Origin of the sequence: Clostridium sp. TW13 (assembly GCF_024345225.1) — a bacterium.
GTDB lineage: Bacteria > Bacillota > Clostridia > Clostridiales > Clostridiaceae > Inconstantimicrobium > Inconstantimicrobium mannanitabidum.
The window spans coordinates 1666571-1683165 of the sequence record NZ_BROD01000001.1 but is presented as its reverse complement, the minus strand read 5'-3'; the positions used below and the strand labels follow the sequence as shown (position 1 = coordinate 1683165).

Here is a 16595-nt window from a genome sequence, read left to right as displayed (position 1 = left end):
ATGCTTTCTTACAGTCTTTTTGTTATATAAAAACAGATTAACTGATATTGAAAGTGCTTTTATAGTTATAAAAAATGAATTTTATTCAAGACAGTACAAGAAAATAAATATGATTAGGCATAACGTAAAGGATGGGGTTATATATGTATAAATTAAATCAGTACGAATACAAAAAAGTGGAGGATATTTTTAAAGAATTAGCCTTTAATATTGTTATAAAATCTGTAATTGATGGTAATACACCAGGAGAGATATACGTTGATAATAAGGATAATCCTAAAACCGCTTTAGTATGGGATATGATGAGTGAATTACTAGTTGAAGGTGAGTCTAATAATGATGAATTTAATAAAGAGATAAATAGGTTACTAATAGAAGAGCTTAAACCACGAGCAGCAAAGAGGTATATACCATGTTTTGATTTCTATTATTCAAAAGAATTGGAAAATAAACTTCATGTCTTACTTCCACAAGAAAATTGCATAAGGATAGATAGAAGTGTTTATAAATTTGAAAAACTAAAAATAGATTGGAGAGACCTTATCCCAGAAGATTGTAATATGGCCATTATTGACAAAAAGCTTTTGGAGAGAACGGATTTAAAACATATAGATGGTGTAAAAGGTTGGATAAATTCCTTCTGGCACTCAGAAGATGACTTAATATCTAAAGGAATAGGATACTGTTTAATAAAAGACGGTATAGTTGTAAGTTGGTGCTTATCAGTATTTGTTAGTGATAAGAATTTTGAATTTGGTTTGGAAACTGTAGAGCAATATAGAGGCAATAGTTACGGAAAACTTACTGCAGCAGCTTGTATGGAATATTGTACTCATAATAATATTATACCATTTTGGCAGTGTAATAAAGATAATATACCGTCAAATAAAGTTGCAGAGAGTATAGGTTTTGAAAAAGACTTTCAATATTATCTTGAAAATTTTAGATTTTAAAAAGATAAAAAATTACCTGAAAATTGAATAATGGCATATTTACAATTTATGTTATAATCGATTCATTATAGTAAATAATTATAAACAACTTATATTGGGAGATGGATAAAAATGTTTGAGTTAAATATTTTAAATGGGTTTAAAACTGTAGGTTCATTTATTCTATATAAAGATACACTTGCGTTTATGATAGGACCAGATAATACAGGAGAAAAACTGGGGGTAATGCGTCTTGGTGGACACATAGAGGAAAATGAAAGTTATCTCCAAACGTTAGAAAGAGAAATAAAAGAAGAAGGGTCAATTGAAGTAAACTTCTTAAATTCTCCAAATACATTTTATAAAAGAAATTGGAATGATAATAATTATGATGAAATTATAGATGAGATACCCTTGGATATTAAGCCGTTAATTATAGTAGGTGATAAAGTGCGTTCCACTGCTGTATTTTTATCTTATACAGAAAAAGAACCAAAACCTTCATCAGAAGCCTGTGGCATAATTTTTCTAAAAGAAAATGAAGTAAAACGTATTTGCTCAGAAAAGTTGAGATTAAGAGATTTTTTAGATAGTGGTGGTAAGTTGATTCAACAGAAAGAAATTGATTATAATATGGAAATGTATGCAGGTGTTCATTTAACATTTTTAAATAGACTAATAGCAGATAATAATAACTTAGTGAATAGATTCATTAATGGAAAATTAATTTAAAAGATATTAATGCATTCCTTAAAGGATATCTTAATAAAAAGAAATTGCATAATTTTATTAAATATTATTCTTATATAGTTCAGCCAAACTAAATAAATGTAAAAACCTATGCTAAAACTGATGTTAAGCATAGGTTTTTTGTTTCAAAAGTTCCTGTAAAAATGTCTGTTATTTTTGAGTTTACACCTCCAAAAGAAAATGGTCTGAAAAGCAATAAATCTTCCAAAGGCGCATTTTACCTATAAATATTTATATATATTTCTTTTTTTATATGTTTATATTTAAATTAATTGCAAGTGAAATATAAACCTGCTGATGGAAGATAGGTTGAATATTTTACTCTGTATGAATTTTTTATAATATGATTAAAAGGACATTATTCTATATGTCTAAAATGCTATTAACACAGTTAGATAAAGGTGAAGATTACTCTTGTTTAAACAGGACTGTAACTATAAACATATTAAACTTCAACTATTTAGATGAAGAAAGATTCATAAAAAATTATGCTCTATTTGAAAAGACTACTAAACAGTCATTAACTGATCTATTAGAATTAATCTTTATTGAATTACCTAAATTTAATCATTACAAAGAAAAGCATAAATGGAATATCCAAGATAAAGAATTTAATGAAAAATTATATAAATGGCTGATGTTTTTATAAAATCCTGCTGGAAAGGAGATTGAAGAATTCATGAAAACAGATGGTGAAATAAAAGAAGCTATGGATGCTTTATATAAAATAAGCGGAGATAAACAAGCTATATGGCTTGCTGAAATGCGTGAGAAAGCATTAATGGATGAGCAAAGTAGACTTAAGGGAGCGACAAAAGAAGGAATAGACATAGGTAAAAAGGAAGGATTAAAAGAAACTATAATAGATAATCTATGTGATCATGGAAAAGTACCAATAAACATTATTGAGACTATTAATAAACAAGATAGCATGGAAATATTGAAGCAGTGGAATAAGATATCTGTTGTTGCTGAAAGTATAGAAGAATTCGAAGAAAAGATAAAATAGGCAAAGTGACTATTTTGTTAACGGGTTTACTTTAGGGGTTCAAAACAAATAATTGTAGTCATTTTCACAAGAAAATTTACAACTCAAAAACCTATGCTTAAATTTGATTTTAGTATAGGTTTTTGTATTTAATTCGTTATTGCTGAACAAAAAAGAAAAATGTGAACCAATTTAACTCTGTATTATGCTTATTATTGGCACTTACGCCCTATATAAAGTGCATGTCCACATGTTTCAATTATTGCAGGGTTTGTAGAAGTTTTATTTATTAGTTCAATCATCTTGTTGAATAGAGAGATATCTTTCTCAAATAACTCATATAATTTTTCTTCTTTATTATGTCCAAAGCTTCTTATTGACCGTAAAAGAATTTGAGAGAAATTATGTTCTCTAAACAGCTTTTCTATTTCCTTTGACTCTGGATAATACCCCTCTTGAAACATCACATTAGCATTATTGTTAAATCTTCCAGTTTCAAATACTTCAGATAAGTTATGCTCGTTGACTTGCTCAGGAAAATAGAAGGCACGGCTAACAACACCAATAGCACCAGTTAAATATGGGATAAAGCTCGCAAATATAATCCCATTTGGCTTTAACACTCGGTAGACTTCTGATACGCATTTGTTTCGTTCATCACTATCTAACAAATGGTACAATGGTCCAAATAATATGATAACATCAAAGCTGTTGTCATCATAACAACTTAAATCAACAGCGTTAACTACATCATAACTTTGGAGTGAGGGAATGTTATTTTCCTCCACATATGTTTTTGCTTGTTTAAGTAATCGTTCCGATAAATCAGCGAGTGTAACATTATAACCTTGCTTCGCAAGTTCAATAGAATACTTACCAGCTCCTCCTCCTAAATCTAAGATACAATCTGATTTTTTTAGATATGGAAGAATAATATTTATGCAAATATCATATTCAAGGCGACCTTCTGCATTTTCTAATCGATGCTGTTCGTCAAAAACAGAATAGTATGCTTTTATTTTTTCAAAATCAGTCATATAAGTATCCTCCTGTTTTATAAATAATGGTTTGTTTGCATTCGTTTACCATTATATATCTATATTATAAACTAACTTTGCAATATTTTCCAATATAATGAAATGAATAAGTATTAAGTCTACTGTCTGTAGTATATTAAGTTCATAAAATAATATAACATTTACAATTTGTGCTATAATTGATTCATGATAGTAAAACATGACGAAATGAATCAGAGGAGGATTATAATGAAAGTTTCTGTAAACGAATTATTAAACATTGAGGAATTAGATGCAAGAGCCATATTTGAAGGAGTTAATTATCCTTGGGAAGCTCTTACAGAAATTAAGGCTTTTATTTTTGAATACGCAAAAAATCTACCAAGCGATTTTGAAAGAATAAAGGAATTTGTATGGGTTGGCAAAGGTACTACTATAGAAAAAAGTGTTATTATAAGCGGTCCAGCGATTATAGGTTACAATTGCGAAATCAGGCATTCTGCTTACATTAGAGACAATGTTATCATTGGTAATAATGTTGTAATTGGAAACTCAACTGAAATTAAAAATTCAATCCTCTTTAATAGAGCGCAGGTTCCCCATTACAATTATGTTGGTGATTCAATATTAGGGTATAAAGCCCATCTAGGGGCAGGTGCAATAACCTCCAATTTAAAATCTGATGGAACATTAGTAAAAGTAAAAAATGGTGCAGATATTGTTGAAACTGGTTTAAGGAAATTTGGTGCAATTGTAGGCGATTCAGCTGAAGTAGGATGTAACTCCGTTTTAAACCCAGGGACAATAATAGGAAAAGATAGTATTGTTTATCCATTAAGTTCTGTAAGAGGTTATATTCCAGAGAAGAGTATTTTGAAGAGTAATGGTGAAATTGTAGCGAAAAAATAAAGTCAAGGAACCAGGATATCCTATTAATAGTTTTTCTGGGCATGATAAAGAATTTTTGGAAGCAAATTATTCTCAATATCTTGATGGTAAGAAGTTCTTTGCCTATGCGGATACAGATTGTTATTGGGAAGCCTTTACCACTAATGAAATGATAAATTTGGCTCAAAAGACAGGATTTTTAGTTGTAGAGTGTAAAAGAGGTATGGTTTATAAAGAAGAAGATGGTCCGATACTTCATTGTATTTGCAGAAAATGAGCATAATAAAGTGTTAAGTTAGTTCACTTTATGTAGATATTGCGAACTAATTAAGAAATATTGATCTTTGAAATTCAAAAAATATGGTGTTATAAAAATATGTTATAATAAACTAATATTTATATTATTATATGAGTTTATAGTTTATTACTAAGCGATAAATTAGAATTTGAGGAGGTGGCTTTGTTATATGAAAAGATATATTGCATTTTTAAGGGGCATCAATATAAGTGGCAAAAATAAGATTCCAATGGCTGGATTAAAAGCAGGTTTTGAAGAACTTGGTTTTTTAGAAGTTAAGACATATCTGAACAGCGGCAATGTCATCTTTTCAAGTGATGAGGATTACAAAGAGGATTTTTCTGATCAGATTGAAACTATGATAAAAGACAGGTTTGATTTAAAAATACCGGTTTTTATCATATTAAAAGAAGAACTGGAAGATATACTACATAATGCCCCTGACTGGTGGGGAAATGAAAACAAGGAAATCTACGATAATCTGATTTTTATAATGTTACCGACAACATTTACTGATGTATTTAGTGAAATAGGAGAGCCTAAAGAAGAATTTGAAAAGATAAAGAACTACAAAAAAGCAGTATTCTGGTCTTTTAGTCGAAAGGATTATCAAAAGACAAATTGGTGGTCGAAGACAGCTAACGCAAACATTAGTAGCAAGCTGACAATCAGAACAGCAAACACAGTTAGAAAGATAGTTGGGATGTAATAAAGTTGCAAATACCGGTTTATCGAGTAAGTTAAAGAACTAATTTAAAAAATATTACGAAGATAAAATTAAATAAATATAATAACCTATGCTAAAACTGATGTTAAGCATAGGTTTTTTGATGTAAAAGTTCCTTTCTTTATAACGGCTTTATAAAGACTTCTCATTAATTTTTTATAGAATATTTGTTTGCATAAACTACAAATAGTAAGGCGATAATATTTAGTGAAGTAACAAATAAAGGAAGGTATTACTTATGACAAAAATATTAGATCCTAAAAACGATGTAGTTTTCCAAAAACTATTTGGAATGAAAGCTCATAAGCACATATTAATAAGTTTTCTAAATTCAATCTTAAATTTATCTGGTGAGAATGCCATCAAAGAAGTTGATTTTGAAGAGAAAATACTTGATGCCTCACTAATTGCAAGTGAAAAACTTAGTATATTAGATTTACATGTTACTACTGAAAGAGATATGCACGTAAATGTAGAAATTCAGCTAATAAATCAGTATAATATGATTAAAAGGACTTTATTCTATATATCTAAAATGTTATTAACACAATTAGATAAAGGTGAAGATTACTCTTGTTTAAACAGGACTGTAACTATAAACATATTAAACTTCAAATATTTAGATGGTGAGAATTTTATTAAAAATTATGGACTATTTGAAAAGGAAACTAAACAATCATTAACAGACTTATTAGAATTAGTATTTATAGAATTACCTAAATTTAATGATTACAAAGAAGATCATATATCAAATAAGCAAACTAAAGAATTTAATGAAAAATTATATAAATGGCTGACGTTTTTATCAAATCCTGCAGGGAAGGAGATTGAAGAATTCATGAAAACAGATGGAGAAATAAAAGAAGCTATGGATGCTTTATATAAAATAAGTGGAGATAAACAAGCAATTTGGCTTGCTGAAATGCGTGAAAAAGCATTGATGGATGAGCAAAGTAGACTTAAGGGAGCGACAAAAGAAGGAATAGATAAGGGTATAAATATAGGTAAAAAGGAAAAAGCATTAGAAATAGCCAAAAATCTACTGGATGTTTTAGATGATGAAACAATTGCTTTAAAGACTGGATTAAATATAGAAGATATTAAAATATTAAGAAAATAGCTAATCTTCTTATCAAATCCTACGTGAAAGGAGATTGAAGAATTCATGAAAACAGATGGAGAAATAGAAGAGGCTATGGATGCTTTATATAAAATAAGTGGAGATAAACAAGCAATTTGGCTTGCTGAAATGCGTGAAAAAGCATTAATGGATGAGCAAAGTAGACTTAAGGGAGCGACAAAAGAAGGAATAGAAATAGGTAAAAAACAAAAGGCATTAGAGATCACCAAAAATCTATTGGATGTTTTAGATGATAAAATAATTGCTTTAAAGACTGGATTAAATATAGAAGACATTAAAAAATTAAGAAAATAAAAATAACATTTTTGTGAGTGAAGCTATTATAAAATAGACAAATGTACTATTTTGTAATAGCTTTTTTGTATTTTATACTGCCTGTAGTATATTAAGTTCCTAAAATAATGTGATACTTACAACTTGTGCTATAATTGATTCATGATAGTAAGTAATTGCGAGATAAAGAGTATTTATATTTTGTGAGGTAAACAAATATGAATTTAGAAGAATGTGTAGGTGCTTTTATTGAAAATTTTCCTGAACACGAACAAACATATCGTGAACACATTGATTTTTGTGAGGAACTGTTTAGGTCATGTTTTCTTTGGAGATGCTATAAATCTGCCTTTAACTCAATTGTTAAAGGAAAATGAAGATATTGAAACTATACGGAGATATATTGATTTTATTGAGTATATGTATAAGACAGGTGATGAAGCTGTACAGAATATAGTCGTTGTAACCATACTGGAATACTTAGGTGATGATAAAGATGTGTTAGCAAATGCGTTTAATTTTTTCAGTGATGATATAAGAAAAAAGTCTATTGAAGTTGAAAGGTTTTTAGGAAGATATTGGCGTAATCTTTAGCACGTTAATAGATGTAATTGGAGTGAGGTTATGGAGAATATTGAAGAAGTAACAAAAAGAGAACAAATGACTTTATTGCTTAAAAAAGCAGGTTGGTATCCGAACAGAAAAATTAATATTTCTAATTTTGAACGACAATGTATAGAAAATGGAATAGAACTATTTGATAGTGCTCAAAAATTTCTTGAACAATTTACTGGATTAGATAAAACGGTTTACTTTAAATCTTATCATCCAGTTAAAGAAATCGGATTGTCTTTGCACGACTATTCTTTTTATTTCATATCAAGCCCTACAGAGGAAATAGATTTTGTAGATGATTATAAAGCCATTTTAGATTTTGCAAATGAAGATTGTTTTTATTTAGGTGAAAGTGGGTATCATTATCCTGCTGTTGTAGCAATAGGACGTTCTGGCAAACTGTATTTTAAACATGACTATTCGGAAGATGTTTGGGTATTTAATGATTTAATTGAAAGTATGGAGAGGGAATTAGGTCATCATAATATTGAAACTTCATCGTTATATAAATAGTGATTCAATGTTGAAGATTTATACACACGCCAGTAGGTAAATGTAAGGACTAAAATATCAACGTTTCTTATATAGTTCAGAAAAATTAAATAAATGTAAAAACCTATGCTAAAACTGATATTAAGCATAGGTTTTTTGTTGCAAAAGTTCCTGTGAAAATGTCTGTTATTTCTGAGTTTACACCTCTAAAGAGAATGATTTGAAAAGCAATAAACCTTATAAAGGCGCATTTTACCTATAAATATTTATATATATTTCTTTTTTTATATGTTTATATTTAAAAAGCCAAGTTAAATAGAAACCTGTTTATGCAAGATAGGTTAAATATTTTACGCTGCATCAATTTTTTATTAATGAAACTCAAATCTATAAAGAATATTACCCTCTTCTATAGAATAGTATATTTTATGGAAAGCAGGTAAGTTAATTAATTGATATAGAATTAAATTTATTACCTAAAGAAAAACAAAAAGAAATAATAGAGAAATATTTAGAAACAATTAAATTTTAGAAGGGGATGCGTTTTATGTCATCAGTGCCTAATATGGACTTAACGGATTTTAATGAATGGAAATGTGAAGTCAGAAAAAATGTTTATCAGTTTGGACAATTGTGCAATTTAATTCAAGATGGTTACGAAAGAAAGCATGGAGGAATAGTTTTAAATCCAGATTATCAACGTGAATATAAATTTGGTAAGGAAAAAGAATCAAGCATAATAGAATCTTTACTACTCAATATTCCTATACCTGTTATATATCTTTCAAAGGATACAGAGAAGGAAAAGGTACTACTAAATGTTATTGATGGAGCTCATAGGTTAATGGCAATGTATAGGTATAAAAATAATAAATTTGCATTAACAAAATTAAGTAAACTTACAAAACTTAATGGAATGACATTTGATCAGCTTCCTGCAAATGTTAGGAATCGCTTAGAAATGGATAGCCAAATTAATGTTGAATCTATAGATGTTTCTAATAATGAAGAGCTAGAATATGAAGTATTTATGAGATTTAACCAAGCCACAAATCCATTAACAAAACAGGAATTAAACGAAGTAGTATATCGTTCTTCTTTTTCATTTTGGGCAAAAGATGTATTAATGAAAAACTTAATCAACAAACCTAAGTTCAATAAAATGTTTAAGTGTAATGATAAAAAGATAAAAGATAAGACTACAAATTATGAGTTATATGCATGTCTTGGTTATTCATATTGTGGTTTAGTTGAAGGTAAGAATGATACTCCTTACTATGTAGAAAGATTTATGAGGGAAATGAAAAAGCTATCTACTGATAAATTGAAACTGAAGAAAATAGAAATTGAAGATTACTTAAATAATTTTTTAAAGTTCTATGATAAGATCTCAATTATTGAGGGCATAGATAGTATATTCAGCAAAGAATTCATCACAAAAATAACACCAAAAGGAAATCATAACTTTCTTATAAGCTTTCTTATTCCTTTAACATTATCATATGATTATCTTGCACTGAAAGGATTCTTTTCCAATGGTGAATTAGCAGAAGCAGATTACCATGTAGCATATAAAGCCATTGTAAGAGGAATGAATGCAGCAGAATTCTCTGACTTTGGAGGAGTATCCTCTACAAGCTACCGTTTTCAAAAGAAATGCATCGATTATATTAAAGAATCTATTGATCAAATGATGGCAAAACGTTAGTATTGCAGAGCAATAAACACTGTGAAGCAGAAAAATAATATATTTGATATGATTGAAGCTATTATAAGATAGGTTAATGTACTATTTTGTAATAGCTTTTTTTGTATGAAGAAAGGTGTTGAAAGAGGAAACTATATGGAAAAATATATGGTATATGTATTTATTTGTGATGAATTGTGGTAGAATTTAAGTTAAGATAATGTCTATAATAGGAATTTAGCATCAACAGATTAATTGTACAAAAATATTGATTGATGTTTAGTCTAATGAATGATGAACCGTATCATAAGTAATGATAATTTAATAAAATATGTTATGTTAAAAGAAAAAAATAATTTTTAAGCGATAGAGAAATGGGGATTTGTGGAGGATAATTTATAGTAAAGTAAGCAGAAGAATATGATATTTTAGTAATTACTGATTTAGACAAAAAGTATTGGTCTGAAATTCCAAAGGGAAAGTCACTTTATGGCTGTTAAGAGATTGATTGCATGGAAAGGTGTTTCAAAAGAACTTATCAATTTTGCTTAACTATAAATTCTAATTTAAAGTTAAGTAATATAAATAGTAGATTTGTCAGTGATTTTCAGTTCGTTTCACAAATGTGAACTGAAAATTATTATATAATGGGTGGGTGAAGACATGGAAAACCATATTGAAAAAATTCAAAAGTATTTACATAATGGGCGTACTGAAGATATGGATAATCGCATTGAAGGACTTCGAAAGTATATTGATGAAATTCTAATAAATATGAACGACACTCAAGAAAGAAGGTGTGGTTACCTCCATCTTTATGGAGTTTCGCAGGCATGTGCAATGATTGCTCTAAAAAGAAATCAAGATGTTGAATTGGCGACCATTGCTGGTATGTTACATGATTTATACTCTTATAAAGCTATGAATACTGAAAATCATACTGAGCACAGTGCAGTTTTGGCACGTCAAATTCTTGAGGAGTTGTCATTGACAACTGATAATGAAACAGATTTAATATGTTCAGCTATTCGCAACCACAGTTCAAAAGCGACTACTCATTCTGCATTTGATGAAGTATTAAAAGATGCAGATGTTTTACAACATTGTTTATATAATCCGCTTTTTCCTGTGATGGAACATGAAAAATGTAGGTTTCAGAATTTACTAACTGAATTTGGTATTTCACCAACATTATAAGTATAACACGAAGCTCAACAAAATCCAATTTGTAGTGGAGTTTAATATTAAATAATAGTTGCATGAATTCCAGACAAAAACTTTATAGAATATATGGGTTCTATTGAAAGAGAAGTAATTAAATATAATAAAGATACTTTTGATATTAATGTTTGTTTATAAACGTATTAATTTATAATTTAAATAAGGAGTATTTATATGAAAAGGTTGAGGTTTTTAGGCATAGGTTCAGGATATCATTCTATAGAAGCGAATACATCAGCATACATTAAAGAAAATAAAACGTTATTATTAATTGATTGTGGAGAAACTGTATTTAAGAAAATTTTAGAGAAAAACTTAATGGATGGAGTTAAAGAAGTTCATATATTAATAACGCATATGCATTCAGACCATGTAGGTTCCTTGGGTGGGTTTATTGGATTTTGCTATTGGAAGTATAAAATAACAACAAATGTGTATTTTAAAGAAAGAGAAAAGATAAAAGTATTTTTAGGATTACTTGGATTAAATGAAAACGAGAGCTTTTTAGTGTTGAATCCAGATGCTAAGAGAATTGAATCATTGGATTTAGAAGTAAACTCAAAATTAACTAAGCATGTAGAATCAATTAATACTTATTCGTATATTTTAAGCTTTGATAAGGCAAATAGTATTTTTTATAGCGGAGATACTTATGAAACTAATATTGATATAATAACTTTTTTAAATAATGGTAATTTAGTGTATCACGATACATGTCTTGATGATGCAGAAGAGAATGTGCACACATCTTTAAGAAAGTTATGTAAATTAGTACCTAAAGAATATAGAAGCCAGGTTTATTGTATTCATATTGATGGAGATAACTTCATTGAAGAAGCAAATCGACAAGGTTTCAAGGTAGCTACTATAGATTAAATAATATCTATAAAATGATGGCATATAACCTTACCACATTGTTATAATAAACTATTCTTCAGGTTGGAATGAAAGGCAGAGATAACAAATGTCATATTCAATACATATAATTAAAACTCAATATCCATGGGAATCTAACGAAAACCCTATCACATTAGAAGAGTGGACAAAACTAATTGAGACGGATTCTGAAATGAAAATTAAAAATCAATTTTCAAGCGTTAACCTGCAAACACTTGAAAAAATTACAATAAAGCTAAAAAACACAGCTATTTGGACATTTAAATATGATGGGATAGCTTATGAAGTCGCATTCACATATAATAGAGGAAAAATATCTGTATCCGGCGCAAATGATTATGTGAAAGAAAAGATGAAGAAAATTGCAGTCAAGTTATCATGTAGAGTCGTTGGTGATGAAGGAGAAGAATACTAAAATAGTAACTTAAGTATTTTAAAGAAAAAACTCACTAAAAATCTTTAGTGAGTTTTTTCTTTCTTTTAATACAGTCTTTATTTCCCATACACCGTTATGGTATAATACTGTAGAAATTAATTTAAATTTGGAGGAAATAATGCAAGATAATAATTTAAAAATTGATGATAAAAAAACTTTCCATATCAGTACTTATGGCTGTCAAATGAATGAAGAAGATTCTGAAAAGCTATCTGGTATGCTTAAGAGAATTGGTTATACAGAAACAGAAGATAAAGAAAAGGCTTCTATTATTATATTTAATACTTGCTGCGTAAGAGAAAATGCTGAAAACAAGGTATACGGTAACTTAGGTGAATTAAAAAGACTTAAGAAAGAAAACAAAGATCTTGTTATAGCTATCTGTGGTTGCATGATGCAACAAAAGGGTATGGCTGATACTATACTTGAAAAGTTCCCTTATGTAGATATAATCTTCGGAACACACAACTCATATAAGTTCCCTGAATACTTAAACAGAGTTAAACAAGATGGTGTTCAAGTTAAGGAAATAGTAAATAAGGAAGATCAAATTGTTGAGGGAATTCCTATAGACAGAAAGAGTGATACAAAAGCCTTTGTTACTGTAATGTATGGCTGCAACAATTTCTGTACATATTGTGTTGTACCTTATGTTAGAGGTAGAGAGAGAAGCAGAAAGCCTGAAGATATTGAAAATGAAATTAAGGAATTAGTTGCTCAAGGATATAAGGAAATCACTTTACTTGGTCAAAATGTTAACTCTTATGGTAAGGGCTTAGAGCCAGAGATTTCTTTTGCTGATCTTCTAAGAAGAGTTAATGAAATCCCTGGTCTTGATAGAGTAAGATTCATGACTTCACATCCAAAGGATTTAACTGATGATGTTATTTACGCAATAAGAGATTGTAATAAGTTATGTGAGCAAATTCACCTTCCAGTACAAAGTGGTTCTACAAGAGTACTAGAGGAAATGAACAGACACTACACAAGAGATTACTACTTAGATCTAGTTAAGAAGATCAAAAAGGAAATACCAAATGTATCTTTAACTACAGATATTATCATTGGTTTCCCTGGAGAAACAGAGGAAGATTTCCAAGATACTTTATCCTTAGTTAAGGAAGTAGAATATGATTCTGCATTTACTTTTATATATTCAAGAAGAAAGTATACTCCTGCTGACAGGATGGAGAATCAAATTGCTGAAGACGTTAAGCATGATAGATTCAACAGATTACTTGAAGCTGTTAACGAAATTGTTGCTAAAAAGAACAAGACTTTTGAAGGCAAAACAGTGGAAGTTTTAGTTGAAGGAACTAGCAAGAATGATGAAACTAAACTTTCAGGAAGAACAAGAGAAGGAAAACTTGTTAATTTTGAAGGCAAGGCTGATAGTATAGGTAAACTTGTTAATGTTAAAATTACAAAAGCACATTCTTTTTCATTAAATGGAGAGGAAGTTTAAAAAGCTCTTTAATTAGAGCTTTTTAATTTAAGGAGGAATAACAGTTATGGCACTATCACCTATGATGCAACAATATGTTGATACGAAAGAAAAGTATAAAGATTGCTTACTGTTTTTTAGAGTGGGTGATTTTTATGAAATGTTCTTTGAAGATGCAGAGATAACCTCTAAAGCCTTAGAGCTTGTTTTAACAGGAAAGGATTGTGGTCTGCCTAGTAGAGCTCCTATGTGTGGAATTCCTTATCATGCAGTGAACACCTATCTTGGAAGACTTATTGCTAAGGGTTTTAAGGTTGCAATCTGTGAGCAGGTTGAAGATCCAGCAACAGCTAAGGGCTTAGTTAAAAGAGATGTTATAAAGGTAGTAACTCCAGGAACCTATAATGATACAAACTTTATAGATGAACAGAGAAATAACTTTGTTATGAGCATCTATTCTGATTCAAATAGTACAGCAATAGCAGTTACAGATATATCTACAGGGGACTTTCTATGTACTTCCTTTGTAACAAAGAATAATCTTATTTCTGATGAAATATCAAAGTTTTCACCAAAGGAAATAATCCTAAAGGAAGGTATAGATGAGAAGCTTTATAAGGATATCTTATACCTTGGTATTATGGTTACAAAGAAGGAAGACGCTTATTTTTCTTCTGATCTTAATGACTTACAAGAACAATTTTCCGAGGAAGAATTATCAAAGCTTAATGATATAGAAAAGGCTGCCTGTGTATCTCTTATTAAATATATTAAGGATACTCAAAAGTGCACGCTTTCAAACATTAATAAGATTGATAAGTATGAAATCCTTGATTATATGACTATAGACAGTAATACAAGAAGAAACCTTGAACTTACTGAAAATATTCATGAGAAGAATAAAAAAGGCTCTCTTTTATGGGTGCTTGATAAGACTAAGACTTCCATGGGAAGCAGACAGCTTAGAAAGTGGATAGAGCAACCCCTAATTAATAAAAATGAGATTGAAAATAGATTATCTGCTGTAGAGGAACTGTATAATAATCTTTCCTTAAATGAAGATTTAAGAACAGCCCTACATGATATTTATGATATAGAGAGAATAGTAGGTAAGGTAGCTACTAATAATGTAAATGCTAAGGATTTAATTTCTCTTAAGAATTCTTTAAAGAGGATTCCAGATTTAAAAGCCTTACTTAAAGATACCTCTTCAAATAAGTTAAGCTATTATTATAACAATATAGATGAACTTACTGATATATGTAACTTATTAGAATCAGCTATTATAGATGAACCTCCAATGTCAATTAAAGAAGGAGGAATCATAAAGGAAGGTTACAACAGCGAGGTTGATGAACTTAGAACTGCAAAGTTCCACGGTAAAGAATGGATTGCTGCTCTAGAAAATCAAGAAAGAGAGTTTACAGGAATCAAATCTCTAAAGGTGGGTTATAATAAAGTATTTGGTTATTATATAGAAATTACTAGATCAAACTATGATTCAATCCCAGAGGGAAGATATATAAGAAAGCAAACTCTTGCAAATGCTGAAAGATTTATTACAGAGGAATTAAAACAAGTAGAAGAAAAGATACTTGGAGCAGAAGAGAAGTTATCTGCCCTTGAATATTCTCTATTCTCTGATATTAGAAATGCCATAGAAAAAGAAATTCAAAGAATGCAAAAGACTTCAAAGATAATCTCAGAGCTTGACTGCTTAACAAACTTTGCATATATAGCGTTAGAGAATTCTTATGTAAAACCAAACTTAAACACAGAGGGAATTATAGATATCCAAGATGGAAGACATCCTGTAGTTGAGAAGGTTATAGATAAGGGAGAGTTTGTTTCTAATGATACCTTATTAGATAGAAAGAATAACAACCTGCTTATAATCACAGGACCAAACATGGCGGGTAAATCTACTTATATGAGACAGGTAGCTTTAATTACCCTTATGGCACATATAGGTTCTTTCATTCCAGCTAGAGAAGGAAACATCTCAATTTGTGATAAGATATTCACAAGAATAGGTGCTTCTGACGATTTAGCAGGGGGGAAGAGTACCTTCATGGTGGAGATGTGGGAAGTATCAAACATCTTAAATAACGCTACTTCTAACAGTCTTGTTTTATTAGATGAGGTTGGAAGAGGTACTTCAACCTATGATGGACTTAGTATTGCTTGGTCAGTAGTTGAGTACATCTGCAATTCAAACAACTTAAGATGTAAAACTCTATTTGCAACTCACTATCATGAGCTTACAAAGCTTGAAAAAGAGCTTGAGGGAGTAAAGAATTATTCTGTATCTGTAAAGGAAGTAGATGATACTGTTATCTTCCTTAGAAAGATTGTAGAAGGTGGAGCAGACCAATCCTATGGTATAGAGGTTGCAAAGCTTGCTGGACTTCCTGAAAAGGTAATTGAGAGAGCAAAGGAAATACTACAAGGACTTGAAGAGAAAAATAGTAATAAAGAAATTTCTATAAATCCAGAAGTTCCTAAAGAGGTTTCTTCTGATAATGAAGTTACAGCTAAAGATACTGATATTGCAGTTAAAGAAGTTGCAGTGGATGAAGAAGTCCAAAAGCCAAAGCATGGTAAGTCTCATAAGAAATCTGTAGTTAATGAAGATGGAGCTATGCAGCTAGACTTTGGTATGATATCTAAAGAGAACTTTATAAGCAAGGTTAAGGATTTAGATATTTTAACTTTAACACCAATGGATGCAATGAATAAGCTTTATGAACTTGTAAAAGAAGCAAAGGAATTTTAATTTTAGGAGGTGAT

18 protein-coding genes are annotated in these 16595 nt (G+C 29.6%); 17 read left to right on the top strand and 1 reads right to left on the bottom strand.

The features are described from left to right. Window positions 1–143 precede the first annotated feature (143 nt). The 4 genes from OCU47_RS08215 to OCU47_RS08200 all read left to right on the top strand — a co-directional run bounded on the left by OCU47_RS08215 (window position 144) and on the right by OCU47_RS08200 (window position 2691). Complete coding sequence (locus tag OCU47_RS08215) at window positions 144–953, top strand: GNAT family N-acetyltransferase (RefSeq protein WP_261828115.1); 810 nt, start codon at window positions 144–146, stop codon at window positions 951–953. A 111-nt stretch (window positions 954–1064) separates the two neighbouring features. Beyond that, window positions 1065–1664: an NUDIX hydrolase gene (locus OCU47_RS08210; protein WP_261828114.1), complete on the top strand. Its 600-nt coding sequence runs from the start codon at window positions 1065–1067 to the stop codon at window positions 1662–1664. Window positions 1665–2025: 361 nt separating this feature from the next. After that, window positions 2026–2331 carry an Rpn family recombination-promoting nuclease/putative transposase gene (locus OCU47_RS08205; protein ID WP_261828113.1) on the top strand — a complete coding sequence of 102 codons (306 nt, stop codon included), beginning with the start codon at window positions 2026–2028 and terminating at the stop codon, window positions 2329–2331. 30 nt (window positions 2332–2361) lie between these two features. Beyond that, entirely contained in the window at window positions 2362–2691 is a 330-nt protein-coding gene (locus OCU47_RS08200; RefSeq protein ID WP_261828112.1) for a hypothetical protein, read from the top strand. 191 nt (window positions 2692–2882) lie between these two features. On the opposite strand, the gene OCU47_RS08195 is transcribed toward OCU47_RS08200, so the two are convergent. Then, complete coding sequence (locus OCU47_RS08195; RefSeq protein ID WP_261828111.1) at window positions 2883–3707, bottom strand: class I SAM-dependent methyltransferase; 825 nt, start codon at window positions 3705–3707, stop codon at window positions 2883–2885. Window positions 3708–3935: 228 nt separating this feature from the next. Here OCU47_RS08195 and OCU47_RS08190 point away from each other — a divergent pair, with 228 nt between their 5' ends. The 13 genes from OCU47_RS08190 to mutS all read left to right on the top strand — a co-directional run bounded on the left by OCU47_RS08190 (window position 3936) and on the right by mutS (window position 16581). Further along, entirely contained in the window at window positions 3936–4595 is a 660-nt protein-coding gene (locus tag OCU47_RS08190; RefSeq protein ID WP_261828110.1) for an acyltransferase, read from the top strand. Between the two features lie 55 nt (window positions 4596–4650). Then, a complete protein-coding gene (locus OCU47_RS08185) occupies window positions 4651–4851 on the top strand; it encodes a hypothetical protein (RefSeq protein ID WP_261828109.1) in 201 nt (66 codons plus the stop codon). Between the two features lie 190 nt (window positions 4852–5041). Then, window positions 5042–5581 carry a DUF1697 domain-containing protein gene (locus OCU47_RS08180; RefSeq protein ID WP_261828108.1) on the top strand — a complete coding sequence of 180 codons (540 nt, stop codon included), beginning with the start codon at window positions 5042–5044 and terminating at the stop codon, window positions 5579–5581. A gap of 256 nt (window positions 5582–5837) precedes the next feature. Continuing rightward, entirely contained in the window at window positions 5838–6719 is an 882-nt protein-coding gene (locus OCU47_RS08175) for an Rpn family recombination-promoting nuclease/putative transposase (RefSeq protein WP_261828107.1), read from the top strand. Between the two features lie 45 nt (window positions 6720–6764). Next, window positions 6765–7034, top strand: coding sequence for a hypothetical protein (locus tag OCU47_RS08170; protein ID WP_261828106.1), 270 nt, complete (start codon window positions 6765–6767; stop codon window positions 7032–7034). Between the two features lie 279 nt (window positions 7035–7313). After that, window positions 7314–7607 carry a DUF7674 family protein gene (locus tag OCU47_RS08165; RefSeq protein WP_425179422.1) on the top strand — a complete coding sequence of 98 codons (294 nt, stop codon included), beginning with the start codon at window positions 7314–7316 and terminating at the stop codon, window positions 7605–7607. Window positions 7608–7637: 30 nt separating this feature from the next. Then, complete coding sequence (locus tag OCU47_RS08160; RefSeq protein ID WP_261828104.1) at window positions 7638–8141, top strand: SUKH-3 domain-containing protein; 504 nt, start codon at window positions 7638–7640, stop codon at window positions 8139–8141. A gap of 526 nt (window positions 8142–8667) precedes the next feature. Then, entirely contained in the window at window positions 8668–9828 is a 1161-nt protein-coding gene (locus tag OCU47_RS08155) for a DUF262 domain-containing protein (RefSeq protein ID WP_261828103.1), read from the top strand. A 642-nt stretch (window positions 9829–10470) separates the two neighbouring features. Continuing rightward, window positions 10471–11004: an HD domain-containing protein gene (locus tag OCU47_RS08150; RefSeq protein WP_261828102.1), complete on the top strand. Its 534-nt coding sequence runs from the start codon at window positions 10471–10473 to the stop codon at window positions 11002–11004. A gap of 198 nt (window positions 11005–11202) precedes the next feature. Further along, the gene (locus OCU47_RS08145) at window positions 11203–11904 is read left to right on the top strand and encodes an MBL fold metallo-hydrolase (protein ID WP_261828101.1); all 702 of its coding nucleotides are present in this window, start codon (window positions 11203–11205) and stop codon (window positions 11902–11904) included. A gap of 88 nt (window positions 11905–11992) precedes the next feature. Then, complete coding sequence (locus OCU47_RS08140) at window positions 11993–12340, top strand: hypothetical protein (RefSeq protein WP_261828100.1); 348 nt, start codon at window positions 11993–11995, stop codon at window positions 12338–12340. A gap of 139 nt (window positions 12341–12479) precedes the next feature. Then, window positions 12480–13826: a tRNA (N6-isopentenyl adenosine(37)-C2)-methylthiotransferase MiaB gene (gene miaB / locus OCU47_RS08135; RefSeq protein ID WP_376778030.1), complete on the top strand. Its 1347-nt coding sequence runs from the start codon at window positions 12480–12482 to the stop codon at window positions 13824–13826. 46 nt (window positions 13827–13872) lie between these two features. After that, entirely contained in the window at window positions 13873–16581 is a 2709-nt protein-coding gene (gene mutS, locus OCU47_RS08130; RefSeq protein WP_261828099.1) for a DNA mismatch repair protein MutS, read from the top strand. Window positions 16582–16595: the final 14 nt, after the last annotated feature.

Coding starts and splice junctions, on each gene's coding strand:
- OCU47_RS08180 (WP_261828108.1), top strand. CDS start 5,042: ATGAAAAGATATATTGCATTTTTAAGGGGCATCAATATAAGTGGCAAA.
- OCU47_RS08150 (WP_261828102.1), top strand. CDS start 10,471: ATGGAAAACCATATTGAAAAAATTCAAAAGTATTTACATAATGGGCGT.
- OCU47_RS08195 (WP_261828111.1), bottom strand. CDS start 3,707: ATGACTGATTTTGAAAAAATAAAAGCATACTATTCTGTTTTTGACGAA.
- mutS (WP_261828099.1), top strand. CDS start 13,873: ATGGCACTATCACCTATGATGCAACAATATGTTGATACGAAAGAAAAG.
- OCU47_RS08170 (WP_261828106.1), top strand. CDS start 6,765: ATGAAAACAGATGGAGAAATAGAAGAGGCTATGGATGCTTTATATAAA.
- OCU47_RS08210 (WP_261828114.1), top strand. CDS start 1,065: ATGTTTGAGTTAAATATTTTAAATGGGTTTAAAACTGTAGGTTCATTT.
- OCU47_RS08160 (WP_261828104.1), top strand. CDS start 7,638: ATGGAGAATATTGAAGAAGTAACAAAAAGAGAACAAATGACTTTATTG.
- OCU47_RS08215 (WP_261828115.1), top strand. CDS start 144: ATGTATAAATTAAATCAGTACGAATACAAAAAAGTGGAGGATATTTTT.
- OCU47_RS08140 (WP_261828100.1), top strand. CDS start 11,993: ATGTCATATTCAATACATATAATTAAAACTCAATATCCATGGGAATCT.
- OCU47_RS08155 (WP_261828103.1), top strand. CDS start 8,668: ATGTCATCAGTGCCTAATATGGACTTAACGGATTTTAATGAATGGAAA.
- OCU47_RS08145 (WP_261828101.1), top strand. CDS start 11,203: ATGAAAAGGTTGAGGTTTTTAGGCATAGGTTCAGGATATCATTCTATA.
- OCU47_RS08200 (WP_261828112.1), top strand. CDS start 2,362: ATGAAAACAGATGGTGAAATAAAAGAAGCTATGGATGCTTTATATAAA.
- OCU47_RS08175 (WP_261828107.1), top strand. CDS start 5,838: ATGACAAAAATATTAGATCCTAAAAACGATGTAGTTTTCCAAAAACTA.
- OCU47_RS08205 (WP_261828113.1), top strand. CDS start 2,026: ATGATTAAAAGGACATTATTCTATATGTCTAAAATGCTATTAACACAG.
- OCU47_RS08190 (WP_261828110.1), top strand. CDS start 3,936: ATGAAAGTTTCTGTAAACGAATTATTAAACATTGAGGAATTAGATGCA.
- miaB (WP_376778030.1), top strand. CDS start 12,480: ATGCAAGATAATAATTTAAAAATTGATGATAAAAAAACTTTCCATATC.